The following is a 24,980-nucleotide window of genomic DNA, read 5'->3' as shown; positions in this document are numbered from 1 at the left end:
AGTCGATATTATTACCCGATTGCAAAACTGACAGAATGTAAGCTGTAAAGACAGAAATATTGCAGCTGTGGTTTAGCTTCTTTGAGGGTTAGAGTAAATGGGAAAATTTGGAAGATAGTAGCTTTACCGTTTCTTAATAGCTGTGTTGTAGCAGTAGGATGAATTGGGTCTAAGGGTTGCTTGTCTGTATTAATCAAATACACTTTGGGCATAAAGTCCCTCCTTATGGCTTGCGCCACGTTCCGCTGTATCTGGAGAAGACCCGGTTACTAACAAAAATTTAATCAGCCAAACTGCACTACAGTGATACACTTACGCACTTAACTGCAGCCAGTCACACCTTCTATGTAATCTGATACCAGCTATGGTAGATACGCCACTTAACAAGAAGGTTACGTTAAACGTACTTAGTTTTACTTAAACTATAGCAGTCTTACTTTGCACTTTCACAATAATATCATGTCTGGTTAAATACTGAAATAATGAAAAAAATTAATGAAATTACTACCAAAAATCTTTATTTTTCGTGTCTTTCTCAGTGAAGCGACTGACAGATATATTCAAAACTTATAATATACTTACTTCAAAATGTTATATCCGTAAGATTTTCATTTTTCTTCAAATTTTGTACATACAGTAGGGGCGCGGCGGTCTTGCGCCCTGACAACTGTGAATTGTACAGCCTAATGGCTTATGACTTTGGTTTATAAGTTGAAGCAACTTGCAACTCTTTGAGCTGCTTTGCATCTACGGTTGAAGGTGCATCTGTTAAAACACAACGTGCTTGTTGAGTTTTTGGAAAAGCAATAACATCTCGAATTGACTCTTCACCAGATAACAACATAACTAAGCGATCCAGACCATAGGCAATCCCTCCGTGGGGTGGAGTTCCATACTCAAACGCCTCCAGCAGAAAGCCAAATTTATTCTGTGCTTCTTCTGGGGACAACCCTACCGCCTCAAAGACTTGCTCCTGAATTTCCCGTTGATAAATTCGCAGACTCCCACCACCAACTTCAAAACCGTTGAACACTAAATCGTATGCTTGTGCCCTTGCAGTTTTGATGTCACTTAAATCATCAGGATTTGGTGCGGTAAATGGGTGGTGTAGTGCTTCCAGACGCTTTTCTTCAGCATTCCATTCAAACATGGGGAAGTCTGTGAGCCAAAGCAAGTTAATTTTTTCTGGATCTATCAATCCGAATTCTCTAGCAACAACTTGTCGCAGCCTGTCTAAAGTTTTATTTACAGTAGCAGTGTCACCAGCACCAAAGAGTAGTAAATGTCCCGGCTTTGCATCTGTAAGACGTAAAATTTCTTGCTTTTGTTCCTCTGTCAGGTTCGTTTTAATCGCGTTAATGGTGTCAATGTCACCATCATCTCTTACCCGAATGTATGCCAAACCCTGAGCACCTGCATCCGCAGCTTCTTTAAAGACATCGCCACCTGGTTTGATCCGAACATTAGAGATAGTGTCCCCGTTTGGAATAGGAAGAATTTTGACAATTCCACCATTGGCAACAGCTTCCCTAAAGACTTTAAAACCACAGTCTTTTAGGATATGGGAGACATTCACGAGCTCTAAATTATAACGCGTGTCTGGTTTATCACTACCGTAGCGTTCCATCGCCTCTGCATAAGTTAGACGCGGGAAAGGGCGTTGTATCTCAACATTCTTAACGGTTTTGAATATGTGACAAACCAATTTTTCGTTGAGTTCGATAATTTCCTCTTGGGACATGAAGCTCATTTCCATGTCCAATTGAGTAAAGTCCGGTTGTCTGTCGGCACGTAAGTCTTCATCTCGGAAGCAACGAGCAATTTGATAGTATCTGTCAAATCCAGAAACCATCAGTAACTGTTTGAAGAGTTGGGGTGATTGTGGTAAAGCAAACCATTCGCCGGGGTTGACGCGACTGGGCACAAGGTAATCACGGGCACCTTCCGGAGTGGAACGAGTCAGGACAGGAGTTTCAATTTCTACAAAACCTTCCACATCTTCTAAGTAACGGCGGATAGCTTTTACAACCTGATGTCGCAGCTGCAAGTTATTTGCCATGCGATCGCGTCGCAAGTCCAAATAACGATATTTCAGCCGTAAGTCCTCCCGCACCGGATCGGCGTCTGCGGTTGAAACTTGAAATGGAAGCTGTTTGCGGACAGGATTCAGCAGTTTGATATTGTCGGCGTAAATTTCAATTTCGCCTGTAGGTATGCGAGAATTCAGAGATTCTTCAGGACGTTGTGTTACCCTGCCTGTAATTTCAACAACGTATTCGTTTCGCAGGGCGTTCGCCGGTTCGTAGGAGTCTGGAGTGCGCTGCGGATCGCTCACAATTTGGACTAAGCCAGAGCGTGGAATAAAGCTTTTGAAAAAGCTGGATTTAAGGATGCCATTCAAGTTCGTCAGATGCCAGATGATGCAACTTGGGACCCTGCAGATATACGTTATAACACCATTCGATGGATTAACACCGTCGATGGATATTTTGCCCTAGGACCATCTCGTGTCAATCCTCTGACTGGAGAAATTCTGGATGCCGATATTCTTGTTGATGGAAGCTTTGTGCGAGCACTTAAGGGCGAATATCGCAAAATCGTACAACCCAACCAAACACAAACTCGGACTACCTTATCAGCATTAATGCAGAACAACCTGCTTTGCAACAGTAACTTCGGGGCGAAAAAGAACGATAGTCTCAACCAAAATGGGGAAACAAGGGGATTAACTAGCCACTTATCAAAACTTGCAGGAGAGTTCGATCTCTGCTACGGAATGGAAGCAGCCAACCAATTTGCTTTTGGTTCTATGGCAATGTCGCTTTTACAAGACATACCACCAAGTAGCGAGCAGGTGAAAAACTATATCCATCAATATCTACGTCTGATTATTGCCCATGAAGTTGGGCATACCTTGGGGTTAAGGCATAATTTCCGTGGAAGTACTCTGCTTCCCCCAGAGCAATTGAACAATACTGAAATTACTCGCAGCAAGGGTCTTATTTCCTCAGTAATGGACTACATTCCACCGAACATTGCACCAAAAGGCACCAAACAGGGAGATTATTTGCCCGGTATGGTAGGACCTTATGATGAATGGGCTATTCAGTATGGTTACACACCCATTCCAGGAGCAACTCCCACTGCAGAAAAGCCCTTTTTAGAAAAGATTGCCAGTCAATCTTACCAATCCGAATTAAGTTATTCCACAGATGAAGATGTTTTTGACCTCGATCCAACCGCTAATGCATGGGACAACAGCAGTAACGTACTGCTTTATTCCCAGGGACAATTGGATAATGCACGGTTAATGTGGGATCGCCTTAACAAGAGTTACCCTAGCATCGGTGAAAGTTTTAGTGATGTAAAGGAACGATTTGGCACAGTATTTAGTAACTATTTCCAAAATATTTACTATGCCTCAAAATACATCGGCGGTCAGTCTTTCTACCGCGTTCATGCAGGCAATCCCCAAGGGCAATTACCATTTCAACCCGTTCCCGTCCAACAGCAACGGCAAGCGCTGGAAATTCTGCAAAAATATGTCTTTGCTGAGGACGCTTTGATTTTTCCACCCGAACTTCTGAATAAATTAGCACCGTCTCGCTGGCGTCACTGGGGAAGTGCTCCCCGAACTGGTCGCTTGGATTACCCAATTCACGATTTGGTTCTGTTTATGCAAGGTTCGGTGTTATTGGATTTGCTCTCAGGCGATCGCCTCTCCCGTCTCAAAGACATTGAACTTAAGAGTTCACCCGAGCAATCTCTCACCTTACCAGAACTGTTTAATACTTTGCAAGATGGTATTTGGAGTGAGGTGCTCAAACCCAACGGAAAACCCCTGAAAATTTCTAGTTTGCGCCGGGGCTTGCAGCGGCAGTATCTAGACATTTTAATGAGTATGGTGTTACGCAAAGAGAATGTTCCAGAAGACGCTCGCACTCTCGCTTGGTATAAATTGCGACAACTTCATGAAAAGCTGGATGGGGCAAATTCAAATGATGATTATACTAAAGCTCATTTGCTAGAAACACGGGATAGAATCAACAAAGCTTTAAATGCTCAGTTACAGGCAAATTAGGTAGTTAGTGGTTAGTGGTTAGTGGTTAGTGGTTAATTGCTACTAACTACTATGTGGGTGGGTAAGAAGTTACAGTTCAATACTTGCCCTTACTGTGAGATATACATAGTTAATAATTGTAACAATTTAAACAATTACGTAATCGCTCGGTTTGAGATTGGGATTTTAAACAAGCATAATCAAATCGATCGCTCTAGACATTTGTCTGAATGAAGGGAACTTTTTATTTACCAATAAATAAAAATGGAAATATTGCGCTTGGTTGTAACAGGAGCAGTCGGTGCTGGTAAGTCAACTTTTATTCGTTCTGTCAGTGAAATTGAAGTCGTAGATACAGATGCCCGTGCAACTGATGAAACAGCATTACTCAAGAAAACAACGACAGTTGCTTTTGATTTTGGTAGGCTGCAATTTGGTTCGGATATGGCATTACACCTTTACGGCACGCCCGGTCAGTCCCGCTTTAATTTTATGTGGGATATGTTAATTCGCGACGCTCATGCCTACATATTACTAGTCGCAGCCCACCGACCTGGTGATTTTCGTCAAGCTCGTACTATTCTCCAATTTATGAATCAACGGGTGCAGATACCTATGATTGTTGGGTTAACTCATACTGACTTGGAGGAAGCTTGGTCTGAGGATGATGTATCTATTGCACTTGGTTTCAGAGATAGGAACTGCCGTCCCCCAATTGTTAAAGTTGACGCAACTCAAAGAGCGTCCGTTGGTGAGGCAGTGATTTTTTTAGTACAGCATTTGATGGAAAAGTGCGTGGTTTAAAAAGATTTTTCATCAATTAAATAAAGAAAAACTAAGTAAGAGAAATTATGGGTATTGCAGGGAATTTAGCAGATTTTTCCTTACCAGAACTTTTTCAATTTTTAGAGCAAGGACACAAGACAGGACGGCTGACAGTTGAGGTTTTTGTTGACGAGAATAACAGCCAGACAATGCGAGTTCATCACCTGTGGCTGCATCAAGGTCGCGTCATAGCCGCTTCCAATCGCTTGGATCAACAAGGATTGATGTTAGCGATCGCGCAACGGGGGTGGATCACTGAACGTGTTGTCTCTAGGGTGACTCAAATTTGCCCTATCAATACGCCAATGGGTTTGTGCCTTAAATCTCAAGGATTGCTGCAAGCCGAACAACTGAAACTGCTATTTAACAGCCAAGTGATGCGGCAAGTCTGTGAATTATTTCAAATTAAAGATGGGCTGTTTACATTTCGTCCGACTCATTCCACAGAAACCCTACCCTTCGGGGAAATGACCGGTCTTAGCGTTCCGGCAACTGAGACAACTCTTATGGGTTTGCGGGTATTAAAAGACTGGAGTGCTTTAGCAGATAAGCTGCCAGATCCCACTTCCGCTTTATCAAGTCTGATTGCAAAACAGCCCGATATGCGGCTTGATAGTCAAGAATGGCAAGTTTGGGAATTTGTCAATGGTCATATGTCCCTACAAAAAATTGCCAGTCATTTGAGAATACCTGTAGAAGTTGTGCAGCAGATTGCTTTCCGACTGATTGTTGTAGGTCTAGCCCAAGAACAATTTATGGCTGCTTTCAATCCCTCATTGACTTTAGAAGAGTCTCCTCCCACAGTCTCTTTACCAGAACCAACTCCAGAACCTGTCGAGCAAAAGCCACCTGTCACTCAGTCTTTCCTAAAAAGTTTAATGAGTTTTTTACGGACGAAGGTTGCATGATATACCAACACTGCCTGAGTACAGCTCAGTGTTGGCTTCTGAATCTCAATTAAATTTCAATTCCTTAAAGCACGTAAGAAACGTTGCAAACCCTTAAACACATTGGGCTTTTTCGCTGGTGGTGTACCTGGGGTTCCAGGTGAGGAACCTTGTTTGGCAAGGATGAGATCGACATCGTCACCGGATGGTTTTTGCGGAAGTTCGGCAATCTTTTGATAGTTACCACCGTTTTCTACCCAAATTTCCCATTGTCCCGGATAACAGCGAAAGACTACTGTTTCGTCATCTACTGGGCGGAGATAGTAGCACAGTTCAATAGTTTTGATAAAGCGATCGCGCAACTGTCGGGCTGCATAACCAATACCCACCGCTCCTAAATCTTCCAAACGGGGATTCAAGATGACGATGGGGCAGTCGCCCACCAATTGAGCCATCTTTTCTACCTCACCTACCTCTACAGCAGTCGGGGCGACGAGAAAGAAAATTTCGTCTTCCGGCTCAATTTTTTTTTCTAATGACAACTTGCCAGTGCCAATATCAAAAATCTTAAACGGTACATCTACCCATTCCCTACTAGCAAGGGCTGCGCCACCCGCGTCGGGAAAGAAAACCTTAAGCTTGGAACCGTATTCTTCAAAAGCTGGCAGAAATTCTTGCGCTACGGGCATTGGTTTGAGTTCTGGAAATAAAAACTCAACTTGTATGCGCTTGCATCCATCTGCCAATGCTGCTTTGGTCGCCTCACGTGATTGGGCGATCGCATCTTCAAGAGTTTTTGGAAGTTCAGCCATGCTAAATGATTTTGGATTTTAGATTTTAAATCTTGTTTTAACAAGCGACTATTAATTTTACACCTCGTGTGGTGCGTTAGCGACATTCTAACGCACCACTCCTAACCATATTAAATTTTAGATTCCATATTCTAGATTTCTACGTTTTGTTGTTGCTATAACCTATACAAAAATTCATGTTTATGATTTTAAATTGTGTTTGGATTACCAGACACTGTGATACAGAAAGGGCTGAAAGCAATTTTTCACTGCTTGTTTTTATCACAGAGAGTGCGATCGCTCTTGTCAACATCTGGGTTATTTTTCAAGCTATTTTTCAAATAGTCATGCGCCCAATTGCAACCACGCTTAAGAAGTTCATCTCGATCCAAACTCAAAACTAATACTCCATCTTCACTTGCAGTCGCAATAGACTTGCCATCTGGACTGAAACTCAAATCAATCGAAGGATTAAAACCAAAAACTTCATAATCTTTAAACCAAACACCATTAAGATTATACAGCTTTAAACGACCTTCAGAATAGTTTGTATTTAAAACAGCTAGTAACTTGCTATCATTACTAAAACTAAAGGGGAAATGAGAACTTGAACTTCCTTCAATAGTTTTGATTTCTCCACCGTTAATATTCCATAATTTGATAGTATTATTGGTAGTAATAGAAAGAATCATATTACCATCTGGACTGAAGCTAACGCTTTTTACTGATTCAGTATGTGGCAAAAGCCGAAGAAGGGTTCCATCTCTCTTCCAAAGTAGAACATTGTTGTCCTCACCAGCAGAAGCAATGATTTGACCATTTGGGCTGAAACTAACACTGTTGAGTCTACTATTATGTTCAAGAGGTTTTAATAAAAAGCCATTGTTGTCCCAAAGTTCAACAGTGTTGTCATCACTAGTAGAGGCAATAATTTGACCATCGGGACTGACACTAACACTATTAGCTTTATAATTCTGAGCTTTTAAGGCTCTACTGGAGTATGTTGGAAATTTACCGATACTTTCCCTATTCCAGATTTTAACAGTATTGTCCTCACTAATTGAAGCAAAGGTATTCCAGTTTTGGCTGAAACTAATATTGTTCCTTTGGTTGCTTAGACCTCTGAAAGTTGCCAGAATTCTTCCGTCATCAATATTCCATAGCTTCCGTGCATCTTCTTTTAACGCAACAGCAAGTGTTTTGGTATCCGGACTAAAACTGAATGGAATTTCATTCCTGCTTTGGAATGCTTTGATTAGCTTGCCGTTACTTTTCCACACTTTAACTGTATGGGTAAATTTAGAATAATTATTACTATATGCTTTACTATAAAAAGCAATCTGTTTACTATCAGAGCTAATATTGATTATTATAGAGTAAGTATATGAAGTTTCCTTACTGCCTTTTTGAAGAGTTTTGAATAGCTTACCATCACGACTCCAAAGTAGCACCATGTTGTCATTACCAACAGATATAAAAAATTCTCCATTTGGGCTAAATTTAATACTTTTGACTCCACTAGTATGTTCGCGAAGAGTTTTAATTATGGTACCATTCTTACGCCAAAGCTGAATTTTTCTATCGTCACTAGTAGAGGCAATAGTCTCTTCAGACGGACTAAAAGTTAGGTCATTGATAGTATCATTATGCTTGTTAAAAATTCTTAGTAACTTACCATCAATATTCCAAAGTTTAACTGTTTTGTCTTGATTGATAGAAGCAATAATTTTACCATCAGGGCTGAAACGTATTTCTTGAATTCCATAGTCGTTGATGGTTGTGAATTCTCGACCATCCCGGTACCAAAGCTTTACCGCACTGTTTACACCGTTATCTCCCTGACTGACAGAAGCAATAATCTTACTATCTGGACTAAAAACAACACTTGTAACCGTATGACTGTGTCCAGTCAACGTTTTGATTAGAGTACCCTCACGACTCCAAACTTTTACTACATTGTCATCACCATTAGTAGCAATAATTTGGCTATCCGGGCTGAAAGTAAAAGTAATATTACTTACACTAGTAGTATGCCCTTCCAAGGTCTTAATAAAGGAGCCATCGCTGCTTTTCCAGAGGATGACTTTATTATCTTCTTCTATTGCAGCAATAATCTTACCATCAGGGCTAAATTGAACTTTCGGGAATCCATCACTAGATTCAGCTAAGTTTTTGATAAAAGTACCGTTACTCCTCCAAAGCTGAACAGTTTTATAATCTGTAGAAGCAATAATTTTACCATCAGGACTTAAAGCCATATCGGCGACATTACCAGTTTGCCCTCTCAAAGTCATTTTTTGACCATTTGAATTCCAAATTTGGATAATACGATCTGAACTCTCAGTGGCAATAGTTTTGCTATCAGGACTGAAATTCAAGAATGAACCATCTCCATCAATAGTTCTGATAAAATTTCCATCTTGACTCCAAAGTCGCACTTGATTGCTATAACTAGCAGCAATAATTTTGCTATCAGGACTGAACTTCACTTTATAAGTTGTATCGCTATCATCTTTTGGAAGCCTAAAAGCCTTGCTGTCGATACTCCAAAGTTTAACTGTTTTGTCCTTACTAGCTGAAGCTAATAACTTACCATCATGGCTAAAACTTAGGTAAGTGATACTGTCTTTGTGAGAACCAAGCTCCTTTGAAAATGAAGAACTGCCGTCAGTTTTTATTATATTTACTATATTATTTGAGTAGTGTAAGACTAATGCTAATAATTTTTCATCAGGACTTAAATCTGTGACATCTACTATAGAAGAATTATTACTCCTAATATCTTTAAGTAATATGCCGTTTAGGTCGTAAATTTTTATTGTTCCATCTTTATTTGTTATAATTAGATTTTTTCCATTCAGGCTAAAGCGTATATTAATAGCACCATAGTTATCAATATTTTTAATCAGTTTACCGTTGCTCCTCCATAATTTTACAGTATCATCATTATCAGCCGATGCTATAAAATTGCCGTCAGGGCTAAAGCTGACACTCGTGATGTTAGTGGTATGTCCGTCCAATTGATTAAATTTTTCTCCACTGGAAAGGCTCCACATCTTCACAGTTGTGCCATCGCTAACTGCTAAAATTTTGCCATTGGGACTGAAGCTGACACTTGTTACATTAACCGCGATCGCATTGAAAGTTCTCATTAATCTGCCATCTTTAACCTTCCAGATTTTGACAGTTTTATCTTTACTTGCTGTTGCTAACAACCGACCATTGGGACTAAAACTGACGCTTGTAATCGTACTTGTATGCCCTTTTATTGTTTGAAGCTGTTGGCCAGAGATACTCCAAATTTTAACAGTTTTGTCTTCACTAACAGTAGCTAATAACTTATCATTAGGACTAAAACTCACACTGGTGACAGTTGCCTGATGTCCTTTTAAATGATTAACTTCTCTGGTTGTATAATATGCCTGATTGAAATTTGCTATCACATTAAGCTGAGTTCCAGGTAGTGCTCCAAGTGAGAATTGTTGCAGTGTTTTCACTGCTTTTAAGTGAGAAACCAAAGTTTCAAGCTGACTATCTTTTGCTGAAGATGAGCTTAGGTTGTTAAGGTATAAATTTAGTCCGGTGATTGTTGCAGTGACAGCAAATCCCCCAATCGCGACTACCAATCCTGCTAGAGTAAATGTTGCTCGACGTGCATCACGTAGTTGTTTTTGCGTAACTTGAAGCAAACGTGCTTCAGTCAGTTTGCGTTGTTCTCTTTCCTTCTCTAATTCTGCAATCAATCGTTCTGATTGTTGCTGTCGAACAAAGGGAACTAGGTAATCATGCACGAGTTGATAGCGATCGCTAGGAACTGCTGGGACTTTAAAAACTAAACCTGATTTCACTAAAATCAGTAAAACCAAATCGAGTGTTTCAGCTTTGACTTCTAACTCCAATTCCAAATCAGCACGAGTTTTTAGGGGACGAGTGTTGTTTTCATCTGTTAGCAAATACAACACCAATTTAGTCATTTGCTCGTTTTCTACACCGCAATCTTTAACAACTTCTTCTAAAAATCGCCCGACTAACTCTTCCTTGGGACCATGTTCTTGATACTGTGCTAGCGTAGTGATTTTCTCCGTTTGTATTTGCATTCCTACAACTTGCAACTCTATCGGGCGTATTTCTCCAAAATCTCCTGCTAAATCTTCCACTAATGCATCAATTAGTGATAGCTCTAATGACAATTTTGTTGTATAAGTAAAGCTTTGAATTAATGCTTTGGCATCTTTCCGAGAAAAGTTGCCTAAGTAATAAAGTATATCTTTGTCAAGAATATTGTTGTTAATAACTTCTAAGTTTGTGAGACGATCGTTACACTCTAGCAGATAATATAAATAGTCTTCTCTCAAGGAGAGAATGACTCGAACATGAGGAACATCCAAGCAGTCTCGTAAAAAGTTATAAAATATTAGCCTTTGTTTTGGATCTTTATAAACGAAGAAAAATTCTTCAAATTGGTCGAAGATTAAAACGGTTAGGAGTTCGGCATCTGCATTTGTATGTAATTGGTTAAGGATAGCATTAACCCCGTCAATACTACTTACAGTAGTTTGTCTGTCTGCAAGCGCCTCAGCTAAACGATCGCCTAGTTCTCTTATCCAATCTGGGTAAACTTGCTGTAAAACAGGCACAACATCACGAGTGCCGATCGCTTTATGTTTCAATATTGGTATTAAGCCAGCTTGCAAGATTGAACTTTTGCCCACACCAGACTGACCGTAAATAATCGTGAGTTTGCGATCTGGACTTCCCATGCGTTCTACGAGACGTTTGATATCTTGTTCTCGTCCTGTAGCAGCAATTTCTTGGGCTACTGTCTCTTGCTGTTCCACCAGCGCTAAAGAGGGGTTTGTCACTGGTTGCTTTGGCTGCAACCTTCCCGCACCAGTAAAAGCGCGGAAACCATACTTTTGCTCGCTCGTTCGCTGTTCTTGTTTAATATGAAATGCTTTGAGATATTCGCCTTGTTCAAAGCAACAGTCGCGTAACTCGCATAAAATGAGAATGTAAAGTTCTGGATCGTACTGTGATTTGGTTTGTGTTCTGGCAGTTTCTAGGGTAGCTATGGCTTCTGTTTTCTCTCCAAGAGCTACCTGTGCTCTCGCCAAAGCAAACAAATACCAACCTTGATGAGATGATTGCTCCCATTCTAAATCGGCTTTTGTCTCAGATGATACAGAATTTTCGGCAGCAGATACAGCTCTATTTAGAATTGTCAGTGCTTGCCGTGCCACTGCTAGAGCTTCTTTCCATGCTGATTTAGCAAGTGATACTTCTGCTAGAAAACCATAAGCCCTTGCTAATCTAAATTCATGCGGATAAATTTGATGCAAAGTTATTGCTCTATGAGCAACGACTTCTAATTCATCCCAGCACTGCATACGTTGCAATACTGCTCCCAAGCCATTGATAAAATTAGCTACCAAATCCTCACGATTAGCTTGCTCAAAGACAGTTATACACTCTTGAAAATAATCTTTAGCCAGAGCACGAGCGCGATCGCTTTCGGTATGGTTGAGCACGGCGTAAGTACGCCACCATAAACCCATGCAGTAAACTAAACAGGCGCGTCGCTCTAGCAACTGCTGAGTGCTCAAACGTAAATCCTCAGTAGAGGAAATGAGAAAATGAGGGATTGGTTGGATTAAATTCTCTGTTTCTTCCCATCTTCCCATCTCCCCATCTCCCCATCTCTCCATCCCCCCAGCTTGTTGCAAAAGTGCCAAGCTACGCTCGTAATGTAGTCGAGATTGCTCCATTGAACCACGAACATCTCGACCTAAGACAAACTCTAAACTCGCTTCAATTTCTGGATGTAACGTGACGCCGCGATTGTACAATTCCGCCCGTGCTAACTCCAACTCTGTCCGTCGTGGGGAACCAATTTCCAAATTTAATGCGGTATTATCAAGATACCTCCCTGCACCCACTTCTAAAACTTTGGCAAACACTTCATCAGCTGTTTGCTGAATACATTGAATCAAATCTTCTGTAGGGGTAGCAAACTCGACAGTCGTTGTCCAACTGTGAAGATCGGGCGCTAAACGAATCAGCTTTTGCAGTATTTCATCTGTTACCCATAACACAACAGGGAAGGAAAAATTCTTCCGAAACTCTTCCCTGACTTGGTTCGCACCTTTCAGTATAGAATCAATTGCCCTCACTGAATCTAAGCCATAGACTATGACAGCTTCAGGATGCTTGTCTTCCACTTGTGCTTGAATCGTTGTGTATAGAGTTGCGATCGATGTATCTAGACTTATCTCTTGGATTTTTACATGACAGGACGTTTGTAATTTTTGTGTTAAGCGCTGGCGAAAATTAGCAGAATTACAGTTTGCCAAAACTAGCGAAAATTCTCCTTGGGAACTTTCTATAGCCCAAATTAACTCTTGTAAAGAATTTTCGTTAAAAACTGCAATATCTTGAATTTGCCCCTGCTGATTCATAATATTTATTAGTCATTTGTCATCTGTTATTTGTCAATAAATACCACTAACCACTAACCATTAACAACTAACAACCTCTTAAAATTCTGCTGCTTCTGCTAAAATTGGATTGATATCAAACCAAGAACCCTCGCGATCGCAATATTCGTACACAAAGCGACTGTGAACTAAACTGCGATAATCTTCATCTCCCCGCACTTTCTTGTGCTGTGATACTTCACGCAGTAATTCCCACTCATTATCTGAAATCGCCAACTTCATTTGATTGCTGCGTGCTCTGATAACATTTTCTAAAATATCTTTTGATAGAGGAAGTCGGCGTTCTTTTTTTATCCAGTCGTAAAGTAACATGAGTAGTTCGCGAACGTGACCGCCACTAATACAACACAATCTTTCTAATGTTCTTGGACTGTCAAAAACATCTTTCATTAAATCAAAACGGTACTCTTCTGGCACATACGGAAAGGCTCTAGCTAGTACCATCTGCTTGAGCAGATACATTCCCTCATTAGAAACAGTACCATTCCGTTGTAACACAGGTACCATTGGCAGTACCTTGGGGTTAACCATAAATCGCTGAGTTAATCTTTCAATGTCATTGGAAAACCTCAACGATAAAGGCATAGTGTAAACAACGTGACATTTCAGTTGACGTAACTGTTCGCCTCGGTCTACAAAAAGATATTCTGGTTGCGATCGTCCCCACGGTTTTTGAGAACTCTCCACACGGTCAAGATTATCGACAATCACCACCAGTCCGTTTTTACCCCGTTGCTTTAGTTTTTCGATGGCGGGTTGCAACAGTTCTTCGTTAATTGAGTCTAAAATTCCTTTAGTACGCGGTCCGAGATATTCTCTTAACTTATTGCGGAGTTCTGGGCTGTCTTTTGCCTTAGCTGTAATTTTGGCAATACCCAGTGATGCTTCAGCAGAGACTTCCAATTCTAGCTGAAATAGTTTAGCAATACCCAGGAGCAAACTTTTCAAACCTCTAGGCTCATTGAGTTGCAGTTTTTCCTGACTCTCAAGACTTTCACTGACTCGACGGGCGATTGCCAACATAATATCAGAGATATCCACATCACCCAATTCCAAGTCTTGACTGGACTCGAAATAAACTACATAAAAACCTTTTTCCTCTAATTCTGCTTTTAACCGCAACAGTTCTGTAGACTTACCGCAACCGATGTGTCCTGTAAATAGTTCGCACGTCGGCTCATCTGGAGAAAAAAACGTAATATTTTCCTTTAATTCTTCAATTATCCTGCCACCCCGTACCGACGAAAAATCAATATAATATTGCCTATCTAAAGGATTGCTCACTGCCAAGGTTTTGCTTGGGTTGCAAGCCTGGTAAAACTTCTGCAAATCCAATGCCATAAACTACCACGCATTAGGGTTGATCTATTCTAGCTACATCAGCCCTAGTACGTATTCCAAAAAAATATATCAGCAATAGAAGTACACAACCTTCAATTATACACTTTAGCCATGCAAATTGAATGTGTGACAGCTTAATAACTTTTCAATGTCTGGCTGAAGATAACCCTGGTGTTAATCTTTCCAAAACTTGTTTTAACACCATCGCCACCCAATCTACATCAGCTTCCGTTGTTTCGCGTCCGAGTGTCATGCGGATAGCGCCTAAGGCTGCCTTTTCTGAATAACCCATTGCTAAGAGTATGGGGCTGGGGCTAAGTTTTCCGCTATGACAGGCTGCACCAGCACTGATGGCAATACCAGCTAAATTCATTTGCCGTACTAGAGTTTTTCCACTGAGTTTTTCTCCATCGGCATACTCCAGGCAAAAACTAACATGGTGGGGCAAGCGGTTTGTGCGATCGCCTGTAGGGATTAAACCGGGAATGTCTGTGAGGTGGGCGAACAAGCGATCGCGTAACTGAATTAGCCGAGGAGTTTCTGTTGGCATTTCTTTGGCTGCCAATTCTGCTGCTACTCCAAATCCAGCGATGGCGTGGACTGCTTGCGTACCGGAACGAAGCCGCTTTTCTTGTCCCCCACCTCCTAGCAAAGGTACTAACTCCACACCCGGACGCACGTATAATGCTCCAGCACCTTGAGGTCCATAAATTTTATGACTGGAGATACTCAATAAATCTACGGGTAAATTTTCTACATTTATAGGTAGGCGTCCTGCTACTTGCACCGCATCTGTATGGAACAAAGCACCTGCACTGCGGGCAATATTTCCCAATTCCTCAATGGGTTGTGTTGTGCCCACTTCACTTTGACCGTAAACAACCGAAACCAATACGGTATTCTCCTGTAGTGCTGCCTTCAAATCTAAAGGATTGACTCTTCCTTTACCATCGACTCTCAAACGAGTGACTTGCCAACCCCATAACTCTAGCAAACGTACTGGTTCAGCAATGGCGGAATGCTCAATACTAGAGATAATAATGTGTTGCGGTTTAGCGTATAGACGGGCAACTCCCATAATTGCAAGATTATCTGATTCAGTACCCCCAGAAGTAAAAATAATAGATTCCGCATCAAGGGCGTTTATCAAACCAGCAACCTGCGTTCTTGCTTGTTCCACAACTGTTGCTGCCCGTTGTCCCCATTCATGCAAGCTGGAGGGATTACCCCACTGTTGGGTGAGGACTGCTTGCATGGCAGCTATAGCTTCTGGACGAGTAGGAGTTGTTGCGCTGTAGTCAAGGTAAATTTGCATAACTTCATTAAGTGACAACACAGATTGGGAAGCAAGTCGTTTTTATTTTGAGCTTAAAGAGTTCATTTGCCCAATTATTACCACCTCCAGGTATCTGTTTGTAAGCGTGTAGGTGGATCTTTAGCAACAGATTTAACGCATAGGTTATCTGTAAGGCATAGAGAGTTGTCCGAAAATAAGTACAAGTTAGGCAAGCGTTGGCATGAGGACAGGAGCCTGCGACTACAGGCAGAACACAAGTTCTAGAAGAGTGTAGCCAGGATGTTTAGTTATTAGGGCATAGTGCCAAGATTTGAGGTACAGGCAATTTGTCGAGCATTATCTGCTTAATATCAAGCTATTGCTGATTTAATGAATTCTCACATTTCTGCGTTGCAATTACTCAAAGCGATCGCCACAAAACCAAATTAACTTCCGCAATACCCGTCTTGTCATTCCATTAGTTTCCAACAATACTAGTAAAGTATGAAGGATGAAGTATAAAGTGAATCTATCAATAAATTGGGGTGCTTTTATCTGTCTATCAACCTAATTTTCATATTTTATCCTTTGCCCTTCATACTTTATCCTTTATCATTTATCCTTCTTTTGCCAATATTAAAACAGGGTGAACATCATGTTTTTTCCCTCCTCTTTTTACCATGAATTTTATCCTGATTTCTCTAATTTTTCACAAACAAAAATTTAAAGTTTACAGAAATACTGCTGTTTTATTATTGCTGTTAATAGTTGGGTTTCTACTCGTTCATAGTTTTAACCCATCACCAAAAGAAACACTTCTTCAACCGCTTCCTCAAGACCCTGCTGTTCAAGCTTATTTTAACCAAAATCCAATATCTTCCTACAAAGATCCTTACAGGCACTTCACTCGTAAAGGAGATAACCTCGAACAGAAAATCATTGATGTCATTAACCAAGCGCAGAGCACCGCAGACATCGCTGTGATGGAATTGAGGCTTCCAAAAGTTGTGGAAGCATTAACCCTTGCCCACAATCGCGGCGTCAAAGTTAGGGTTTTGATTGACAGTAAATATAATAAGACATTAGCTGAATATACACCAGCAGAAATTCCACGGATGAATGAACATGACAGGCGAACATATGAAGAATTGAAGCTTTACCCTTCTGATGCTTTGGCTGCATTGCGTTCAAGTGGAATTGAAATAAAAGATGATACCTCTGTTGCTGCACCTAAAGGCAGCGGGCTCATGCATCACAAATTTATTGTTGTGGATGGAAAAACTACTGTCATATCTAGCGGCAATTTGACGACATCAGAATTACATGGTGATTTTTCAAAGTTAGATAGTCGCGGCAATCCTAATAACATGGTTGTTATTCCTGCTAATAGACAAATAGCAGGGGTTTTTACGGAAGAATTCAACTATATGTGGCAGGGATTGTTTAAATCCCATAAACCTAAAAGGCTCCCCGTAACTATTCCAGTGGGGAATGGAACGATCGCAATCAACTTTTCCCCAAACCGCAAAAAAGATGATATTGCAACCACAAGTAATGGAATAATTGCTTCCTATTTAAGGCAATCTCAAAAGAGCGTGCATATTGCCATGTTTGTCTATTCAGACCAACATATTAGCGATACTCTTGGTCAAATTCGCGATCGCGGCGTTGAAGATATCAAAGTTCTGGTAGACCCAGATTTTATCAGACAACCGTACTCGAAAGCATATGATGCAATGGGTGTTTGCCCTCGCCGCAGTAAAAGAAATTTCTCTATCAACGTGAAACCTTGGAATCGTCCGATAACCACTGTTGGCTTTCCCACAGCACCAATAGGCGATCGGGGAGTGCATAGTAAAATGGCAGTTTTAGATGGGATATTGGTCATCACTGGCAGTCATAATTGGTCTAATGCTGGCAATTACATGAATGATGAGACGTTGATGTTTATACAAAATTCTACTGTTGCAGCACATTATGAAAGAGAATTTAGTCGGCTTTATCAAACAGCAGAGTTGGGGTTGAAAACTTTACCATCTGCACGAAAGTGTCGAGTTAATGGTTAGTTGTGAGTTGTTAGTAGCTATATTATTTATTTATCAATGTACCACTATCCACTAACTACTATCTACTATTAACATCTCTCTGCCAAAAGGATAGTTATTTTTGATCTCTGCTTTGAGAAAGAGGAAAATCTGTCTCTTAACTTTTTAGGATGAAGCCAAAGTTGGAAATTAGGAGAGAATTATGAAAGTTGATGAATTAGCACAAGACCTAAAACAACAATTGCCTCAAGAAGCTCAGCAGATTTTCGTTGCGGCTTTCAACGCTGCTCAAAGCGACGGTATTAGCGAAGACGGTGCCCGTCGAGTTGCTTGGAACAGTGTCCGCAATCAATACGCTCAAGACAAAGATGGTAAATGGTACGCGAAGGGTGACGTGACTGCTATACACAATAAAGCTGTCACCAGTGGTGGAAATTAAGGTTGTTTCACACAGAAGTTGAATTTTGGGCGGTTTGTCTTAGGTGCAAGCCGCCTTTTGCTTGTTATCTGGGTCAAGCTCAAGAGGTTGGTACAAATAAAGTTAACTTTGTGAAGGTGGTGGGCTACCAATTGAAGTTGGTGGGCGGTGCCCACCCTACAAATTGAAGTTAGTGGGTAGTGCCCAGCCTACAGATTGAAGTTGGTGGGTAGTGCCCAGCCTACGAATTGAGGACTTTACGAGAATGCGAACTGTATGAAGGAAAAAATTGGGACTCATGGTTGATGGCAATTGAACATGAGAAATCAGTAAACTGGGATAAGTTGCCCTGCTGGGATTCACTGTCCGATGACTCAACAATCTAGAATCTGTATCCTTGGTGGAGGCTTTGGTGGTCTCTACACTGCATTGCGCCTGAGCGAGTTGCCTTGGGAAAATTCACAAAAGCCGGAAATTGTTCGGGTAGATCAAAGCGATCGCTTCTTGTTTTCACCTCTTCTTTACGAACTTCTGACAGGGGAATTGCAAACCTGGGAGATTGCCCCACCATTTGAAGAACTTTTACAAGGGACAAGTGTACGTTTTTGTCAAAGTGTTGTGTCGGGGATTGATATAGACCGGCGACGCGTACACCTACAGGATGGACCGGAATTCTCCTATGACCGATTGTTGTTGGCATTGGGTGGCGAAACACCTCTGGATATAGTACCGGGAGCAACATCTTATGCTTACCCATTCCGCAGTCTTACAGATGTATACCGTTTAGAAGAACGCTTGCGAGTGTTGGAGGAATCAGAGGCTGATAAAATCAGGATAGCAATTGTTGGTGCTGGATACAGTGGAGTGGAGTTAGCTTGCAAACTAGCAGATAGACTTGGGGAAAGAGGAAGATTTCGACTGATTGAACTGAGCGACCAAATTTTACGAACTTCGCCAGAATTTAACAGAGAAGCAGCAACTAAAGCCTTGGAAGCACGAAACGTTTTTCTCGATTTAGAAACTAAGCTAGACTCCATTGGACAAGATAGCATCTCGCTAGAGTATAAAAATCAGATTGACACAATTCCTGTAGACTTGGTGATTTGGACGGTGGGAACGAGAGTATCACCTGTGGTGAGAAGTTTACCCCTCAAACAAAACCAACGGGGTCAAATCAGTGTGACATCGACTCTCCAAGTGGAAGACCATTCCGAAATTTTTGCCGTGGGAGATTTAGCCGATTGCCGCGATGCAGAAGGTCAGCAAATTCCAGCAACAGCCCAAGCTGCTTTCCAGCAAGCTGACTACGCTGCTTGGAATATCTGGGCAACTTTAACCAATCGTCCTTTGCTTCCCTTCCGCTATCAATACTTAGGTGAGATGATGGCATTGGGTATAGACAATGCGACACTCACTGGTTTGGGCGTGAAATTGAATGGACCATTGGCATATGTTGCCCGACGCCTTGCCTATCTCTATCGATTGCCAACCTTAGATCACAAACTTAAAGTTGGTTTTAACTGGCTCGCCCGTCCTATTATAGAAACACTTATAAAATAGCAATCAGCTTCTCAGCAGTCAGCGCTGATCGCTGATTGCTGATAACTAGTAGCTGTAAGCTTATTATGGAAAGACCGAAAGTTATCTTTTTAGATGCTGTTGGCACTCTCTTCGGCGTTAAAGGGAGTGTGGGCGAAGTTTACGGTCAAATAGCCCAAGAGTTTGGCGTCCAAGTTTCCTCTGAAACGTTGAATAAAACATTTATCCAAAGCTTTAAAGCTGCCCCACCACCTATATTTCCTGATGCTGAACCGCAAGATATTCCTCAGTACGAGTTTGAGTGGTGGCTTCGCATCGCCCGAAATACCTTTGAAAAAGCAGGTGTTTTAGAAAAATTTACAGACTTTTCTACTTTTTTCAGCGAACTTTACATCCACTTTGGAACTGCGGACCCGTGGTTTGTTTATCCTGATGTCCTGTCAGCTTTAGTAAACTGGCGACGTCAGGGTATTGAATTAGGTATACTGTCTAATTTTGATTCCCGAATTTATTCAGTTTTACAAGATTTGGAACTCCGAGAGTTTTTCGGGTCTATCACCATTTCTACCCAAGCGGGTGCTGCTAAACCAGACCCTAAAATTTTTGCTACTGCTTTAGAAAAACATAACTGCTCACCTCAAGCCGCATGGCATATTGGGGACAGTATCACAGAGGACTATCATGGGGCTAAAACCGCTGGTATGAGAGGTATTTGGATAAATCGGAAGAGATAGTGGTTAGTAGTAGGGTGGGCAGTGCCCACCAACATCAACCTGTGGCATAGGTTTATCTACGCCTAATATCGGGCGAATAACCATTCGCCCCTACCTAGGCCTAATATCGGGCGAATAACCATTCGCCCCTACAAGCCTTTACACCAGCTGTCTTGCTTCATCTTCAAGTAAGCGAACAAGATTTTGATCGCCGTTTTCTCTGGCAACTTGCAAGCGATATTCTAAATTGCGACGGATATTCATCAGATGAGCTTTGGCTAACTCATCAGCACCATTTTTGACGCAGCCAGTTTTTACCACACTGGAACCTTTACCTTGCTGCTTGGATAGCATCATCAGTTCTACGTCTAATGGATCGCCGACACAATAAGCCACACCGCGATACTTCAACTCAGCCACTGGTTGGGTCTGAGGAATGTGTCTGGGGTAGCTACGCTTCCAAGTCTGACCCCGATACTTTCCACCAGTTTCACCTACGGTCAGTTCGGGGTTTAGGGGACTGTGTTCATAATGAGCACCACGATATGTGAGTTTCATCTGTCTCGCCTCTGAATGAAAATTAATTGTCTGAGTAGTTGAGTAAAATGAGGCGCGTTCCTTGGGGATTTCTCCCTACTTCCGTCTCTATAAGACCATTCCCTGAAAAATCAATTTCCAGAACCTTATAAAGATGAACGATTATTCTGTATTCATTGTAACAGTTTTACTCAAAAATGGAGAAATTATGACAAAAAAACATATAAATATTTTATATCCTTTAGAAGGCACGCAATCTATCTCTATCCCTCCTTCTAAAGGAATAAGAACACAATCTAAAGATATAAAAATGGGAAAATATTCATAGTATTTAATAATATGTGGAAAATTTTGTGGGGTGGGCAGTCCCCACCCATTTGTGAACTACAACTGTAAAACCCGCACTTGTTCACCTGTCGCAATCAAGGTCTGACCCACTGGCAGAACAGCTAGACCATTGGTTTGAGCTAAATTAATCAGATTTCCAGAATTTTGGACACCACTGGCTGGATGAAAGTGGTAAATTCCATCACTCAAACGCATTTGACCCCAAATGTAAGTTTCACGTTTGCCATCAGAACGTAAATCTTGAGATGCTAGCGCCTTCACGAACATTGGTTCCCAGCCTTCAGTTCTCCCGGAAAGTTTTTTGATTGCTGGTTGCACAAACCGCCAAAACGTGACTAAGACAGCACCGGGGTTTCCTGGCAAACCAAAGTATATGGGGGAGTGGGAAGTTGTGGAGACACGCCATGGCGCATTTGAGGAGTGGGGACTGGAAGGAAATGTGGCAACAGTCAGAGGTTTACCAGGTTTCATCGCCACAGAACGAATGTGAATTTTGCCTCCTAAAGATTCTAGAATTTGCTCCACATAGTCATAGTCTCCTACTGAGACACCTCCGGAAGAGATAATGATATCAGCTTGGACAAGTGCATCGGCGATCGCACCAGTTAGGGCAACTGAATCGTCTCTGACGATGCCTAACAAGATCGGTTCAGCACCACTTTGTTTGACTAAGGCTGCTATGGCATACTGATTGGAATCGACAATTTGACCCGATTGCAATGGTGTCTCAGGTGTAACAAGTTCATCACCAGTAGATAAAATAGCGATGCGAGGACGGCGAAAAACGTTTAATTTTGTACATTGGGCAGCAGCCAACACGGCAATTTCGGCAGCAGTTAAGATAATCCCCTCAGGTAATAACTGCGAGCCGGCTTTATAATAACTTGCTCGCTGTCTGACAAATTCTTTCGGTTTGGGGGCAGCAAGAATAAAAACGCGGTTTCCTTCTCGGCGCGTTTTTTCCTGCATCACAACTGTATCTGCCCCCTCAGGCATCACTGCACCCGTCAAAATCCGTGCTGCTTTTCCCGATTGAATGATAGACTGAGGCTGAACACCTGCAGGGATTTCTGCGATAATCTCTAATATAACTGGCTTTTTCTCGTCACAGTCCCGTACATCTTCGTATCTCACTGCGTAGCCATCCATTGCTGAATTATCCCAATGAGGAAAATCCAGTTGACTGGTGACGGGAGATGCCAAAATACGGCTATTAGCTGCTAACAAATCTACAACTTCCGTATCTCTGCGAGTATCTAGGGATTGTACTAACTGTAAAATAGTAACTTCTGCATCACTAACTGAAAGCACGCCATCACCTCCGACTCTTTACCGTTAGATTTTAATAGGGGACGAAGCATCACTTATTCTTGGGGCACTATTAAGGTTAATCCGACTGGAGGCAGAAAAGTTTTTCGTAGATATGGGGATTCAAGATGGAAGAAGCGTCTGAAAAGATTCTTGCAGGTGGGTTTGCTTTGGTATTGCTGCAATTGAGCACCGGAGGTACACCTTTCTCTATTGTTATCGTTAACTACTCGTTGATTGTGGGTCTTCTGTTTGGAGTTTATTTTTTGTTGAAAAGGCAAATTCGGGAACGCCAAACTACACTACGCGATCGCAAACTAGCAGAAGCAGAACTGCGAAAACACGCGCAAATCCTCGACTTAGCCAATGATACAATTATCATTAGCGATCTCAATCGTCAAATAAACTATTGGAATCAAGGGGCAGAACGGTTGTATGGGTGGACAAAACAAGAAGCCCTAGGACAATACACCCACACATTTTTAAACACAGCCTTCCCCAAACCGCTTGAGGAAATTCGAGAAGAGTTCTGGCAAACAGGGTATTGGGAGGGCGAACTGACCCAGACAAAACGTGATGGCAAGCAAATTACAGTTGCAAGTCGCTGGACATTGCAACGAGACGAAAACCATCAGCCTGTTGCCATTCTTGAAATCAATAACGATATCACCGAGAGCAAGCAGGCAGAGTTAGCATTAAGAGAGAGCGAGCGACGATTCCGTGCCATCTTTGACAACACTTTTCAATTTGTGGGGTTGCTCTCACCAGAGGGTATCCTGTTAGAAGTTAATCAAACAGCGCTGAACTTTGCTGGGCTTAAGCTAGAAGATGTCATTAACCGTCCGTTCTGGGAGACTTATTGGTGGACAATTTCACCCGAATCTCAGAAGGGCTTGCAAGAGGCAATTGCCCAAGCGCGAACAGGTAAATTTATACGTTATGAAGTCGATGTCTGGGGTACGGACAATAAAGTCATGACCGGTGACTTTTCCTTACGACCTATCTTTAATGAGGCAGGAGAGGTGGTGCTAATTATTCCCGAAGGTAGGGATATTAGCGATCGCAAGCGGGCAGAAGAAGCGCTAAAACAAGCAAAAGATGAACTAGAAGTAAGAGTTGAAGAGCGTACTCAAGAATTAAAGCATACTCTAGAGCAGCTGCAACTCGAAATTCTGGAGCGTCAACGTTCAGCAGAAGCATTGTATCAAAGCGAACAGCGGTATCGCTCTTTGCTCACCGCCAGTGCCCAAGTTATCTGGATTGCCAGTTCTGAAGGCGAGGCGATGGGTACAACAGCAGGGTGGCAAGAGATTACGGGTCAAACTTCCGAAGAGCTTAAGGGTCAGGGTTGGTTGAATGCCATTCACGCTGAAGACCGAGGGCATATGGCAAGAGAGTGGATGAACGCTGTCGCCACTAGAGGTCTTTATGAAGCAGAGTTTCGATTGCGAACAAAAGATGGTGGGTATCGTGACTTTGTCACACGGGGAGTTCCGGTTTTCAACCCTGATGGCAGTGTTCGGGAGTGGGTTGGAGCTTGTACCGATATTACCGAACGCAAACAAGCAGAACAAGCCTTAAAAAATCTTAACGAAGAGTTAGAAATTCGGGTTCAAGAACGAACAAAAGAACTGACTGCGGAAATTGCTGAACGTAGAGAAGGCGAGAAAAAATTGGAACGACTCATGGAGGCTCTTAAACGCTCTAACCAAGAGCTAGAGAGATTTGCTTTTGTAGCTGCCCATGATTTACAGGAACCCTTACGCGCTATTAGTGGCTATACTCAATTGCTAGCACAGGAATATCAAGACCATCTGGGTCCATCTGCTCAAGAATATATGAGTTATATTGTGGAGGGGTCAACGCGGATGCAGCAGTTGGTTCGCGATTTACTGATTTACCATCGTGTTAGTTCAGTTGTCAGACCCCTTGAGTCAATCAGCTGCAATGCTATACTTCAGCAGGTACTTAGTACTTTACAACCGTACATCACTGAAACTCAAGCTAGGGTAACCTATGACCATCTACCAACAGTGACTGCTAACAAAACTCAACTTATACAATTATTTCAAAATCTTATTGAAAATGCAATTAAGTTTCGCCGTCCAGAACCACCGCAAGTTCACGTAACAGCGGAATTGATTGCAAACAACGAATGGTTATTCTGTGTCAGTGATAATGGCATTGGTATTAAACAAATGTATTTGGAGCGAATTTTTGAAATTTTCAAACGGCTCCACACCCAAAAAAGGTTTCCCGGTACGGGAATTGGTCTGGCTATTTGTCAAAAAATAGTAGAACATCACGGAGGACGTATTTGGGCTGAGTCTGAGGTAGGAGTTGGAACTAAGTTTTACTTTACGATTCCCTCATCCGATCGACCTATAACTGCTTGAGA

At 41.8% G+C, this 24,980-nt stretch carries 15 protein-coding genes, 2 pseudogenes and 1 riboswitch; of the genes and pseudogenes, 9 read left to right on the top strand and 8 right to left on the bottom strand.

Annotated features, from left to right (window positions below):
- Positions 1 to 11: 11 nt before the first annotated feature.
- Together ACYRY3_RS31225 and aspS are read right to left on the bottom strand one after the other, a co-directional pair.
- Positions 12 to 212, bottom strand: a complete 201-nt coding sequence (locus tag ACYRY3_RS31225) for an RRXRR domain-containing protein (protein WP_460205548.1) — start codon at positions 210 to 212, stop codon at positions 12 to 14.
- Positions 213 to 691: 479 nt separating this feature from the next.
- Positions 692 to 2,356: pseudogene (gene aspS / locus ACYRY3_RS31220) on the bottom strand (aspartate--tRNA ligase); the annotation flags it as partial.
- Between aspS and ACYRY3_RS31215 the strand changes: the two are divergent.
- The 3 genes and pseudogenes from ACYRY3_RS31215 to ACYRY3_RS31205 form a co-directional block, all read left to right on the top strand.
- Positions 2,357 to 4,081: pseudogene (locus ACYRY3_RS31215) on the top strand (zinc-dependent metalloprotease); the annotation flags it as partial. It lies immediately after the preceding pseudogene.
- A gap of 243 nt (positions 4,082 to 4,324) precedes the next feature.
- A complete protein-coding gene (locus ACYRY3_RS31210; RefSeq protein WP_460205547.1) occupies positions 4,325 to 4,864 on the top strand; it encodes a GTP-binding protein in 540 nt (179 codons plus the stop codon).
- Between the two features lie 47 nt (positions 4,865 to 4,911).
- Positions 4,912 to 5,793, top strand: a complete 882-nt coding sequence (locus ACYRY3_RS31205; RefSeq protein ID WP_460205546.1) for a DUF4388 domain-containing protein — start codon at positions 4,912 to 4,914, stop codon at positions 5,791 to 5,793.
- A 56-nt stretch (positions 5,794 to 5,849) separates the two neighbouring features.
- Here the strand turns inward: ACYRY3_RS31205 and ACYRY3_RS31200 are convergent, their stop codons facing one another.
- From ACYRY3_RS31200 to ACYRY3_RS31185, 4 genes are all read right to left on the bottom strand, one after another.
- Entirely contained in the window at positions 5,850 to 6,584 is a 735-nt protein-coding gene (locus tag ACYRY3_RS31200; protein ID WP_460205545.1) for a DUF1995 family protein, read from the bottom strand.
- A 245-nt stretch (positions 6,585 to 6,829) separates the two neighbouring features.
- Positions 6,830 to 13,018, bottom strand: a complete 6,189-nt coding sequence (locus ACYRY3_RS31195) for a WD40 domain-containing protein (RefSeq protein WP_460205544.1) — start codon at positions 13,016 to 13,018, stop codon at positions 6,830 to 6,832.
- Between the two features lie 78 nt (positions 13,019 to 13,096).
- Positions 13,097 to 14,398: an ATP-binding protein gene (locus tag ACYRY3_RS31190; RefSeq protein WP_460205543.1), complete on the bottom strand. Its 1,302-nt coding sequence runs from the start codon at positions 14,396 to 14,398 to the stop codon at positions 13,097 to 13,099.
- Between the two features lie 145 nt (positions 14,399 to 14,543).
- Positions 14,544 to 15,713 (bottom strand): cysteine desulfurase family protein, encoded by a 1,170-nt coding sequence (locus tag ACYRY3_RS31185; protein ID WP_460205542.1) that lies wholly within the window; start codon positions 15,711 to 15,713, stop codon positions 14,544 to 14,546.
- A 641-nt stretch (positions 15,714 to 16,354) separates the two neighbouring features.
- On the opposite strand from ACYRY3_RS31185, the gene ACYRY3_RS31180 reads away from it, so the two are divergent.
- From ACYRY3_RS31180 to ACYRY3_RS31165, 4 genes are all read left to right on the top strand, one after another.
- Entirely contained in the window at positions 16,355 to 17,740 is a 1,386-nt protein-coding gene (locus ACYRY3_RS31180; protein ID WP_460205541.1) for a phospholipase D-like domain-containing protein, read from the top strand.
- 181 nt (positions 17,741 to 17,921) lie between these two features.
- Positions 17,922 to 18,158 (top strand): ChaB family protein, encoded by a 237-nt coding sequence (locus ACYRY3_RS31175; protein WP_460205540.1) that lies wholly within the window; start codon positions 17,922 to 17,924, stop codon positions 18,156 to 18,158.
- A 348-nt stretch (positions 18,159 to 18,506) separates the two neighbouring features.
- On the top strand, positions 18,507 to 19,697 hold the full coding sequence (locus ACYRY3_RS31170; protein ID WP_460205539.1) for an NAD(P)/FAD-dependent oxidoreductase: 1,191 nt from the start codon (positions 18,507 to 18,509) through the stop codon (positions 19,695 to 19,697).
- Positions 19,698 to 19,762: 65 nt separating this feature from the next.
- Positions 19,763 to 20,410: an HAD-IA family hydrolase gene (locus tag ACYRY3_RS31165; RefSeq protein WP_460205538.1), complete on the top strand. Its 648-nt coding sequence runs from the start codon at positions 19,763 to 19,765 to the stop codon at positions 20,408 to 20,410.
- Positions 20,411 to 20,548: 138 nt separating this feature from the next.
- Here the strand turns inward: ACYRY3_RS31165 and pirA are convergent, their stop codons facing one another.
- Positions 20,549 to 20,947: an arginine synthesis PII-interacting regulator PirA gene (gene pirA, locus ACYRY3_RS31160; RefSeq protein WP_460205537.1), complete on the bottom strand. Its 399-nt coding sequence runs from the start codon at positions 20,945 to 20,947 to the stop codon at positions 20,549 to 20,551.
- Positions 20,948 to 20,998: 51 nt separating this feature from the next.
- A riboswitch (Glutamine riboswitch) is annotated at positions 20,999 to 21,089 on the bottom strand.
- Between pirA and ACYRY3_RS31155 the strand changes: the two genes are divergently transcribed.
- Positions 21,081 to 21,254: a hypothetical protein gene (locus ACYRY3_RS31155; protein WP_460205536.1), complete on the top strand. Its 174-nt coding sequence runs from the start codon at positions 21,081 to 21,083 to the stop codon at positions 21,252 to 21,254. Its footprint overlaps the riboswitch before it by 9 nt.
- A 56-nt stretch (positions 21,255 to 21,310) precedes the next feature.
- Here ACYRY3_RS31155 and ACYRY3_RS31150 read toward each other — a convergent pair whose 3' ends face one another.
- Positions 21,311 to 22,585 carry a molybdopterin molybdotransferase MoeA gene (locus ACYRY3_RS31150; protein ID WP_460205535.1) on the bottom strand — a complete coding sequence of 425 codons (1,275 nt, stop codon included), beginning with the start codon at positions 22,583 to 22,585 and terminating at the stop codon, positions 21,311 to 21,313.
- A 125-nt stretch (positions 22,586 to 22,710) separates the two neighbouring features.
- Between ACYRY3_RS31150 and ACYRY3_RS31145 the strand changes: the two genes are divergently transcribed.
- Entirely contained in the window at positions 22,711 to 24,978 is a 2,268-nt protein-coding gene (locus ACYRY3_RS31145; protein ID WP_460205534.1) for a PAS domain-containing sensor histidine kinase, read from the top strand.
- Positions 24,979 to 24,980 lie beyond the last annotated feature (2 nt).

The organism is Scytonema sp. NUACC21 (assembly GCF_054684315.1).
The sequence above is the reverse complement of the archived record's forward strand: the minus strand, read 5'-3'. Positions and strand labels throughout refer to the sequence as shown.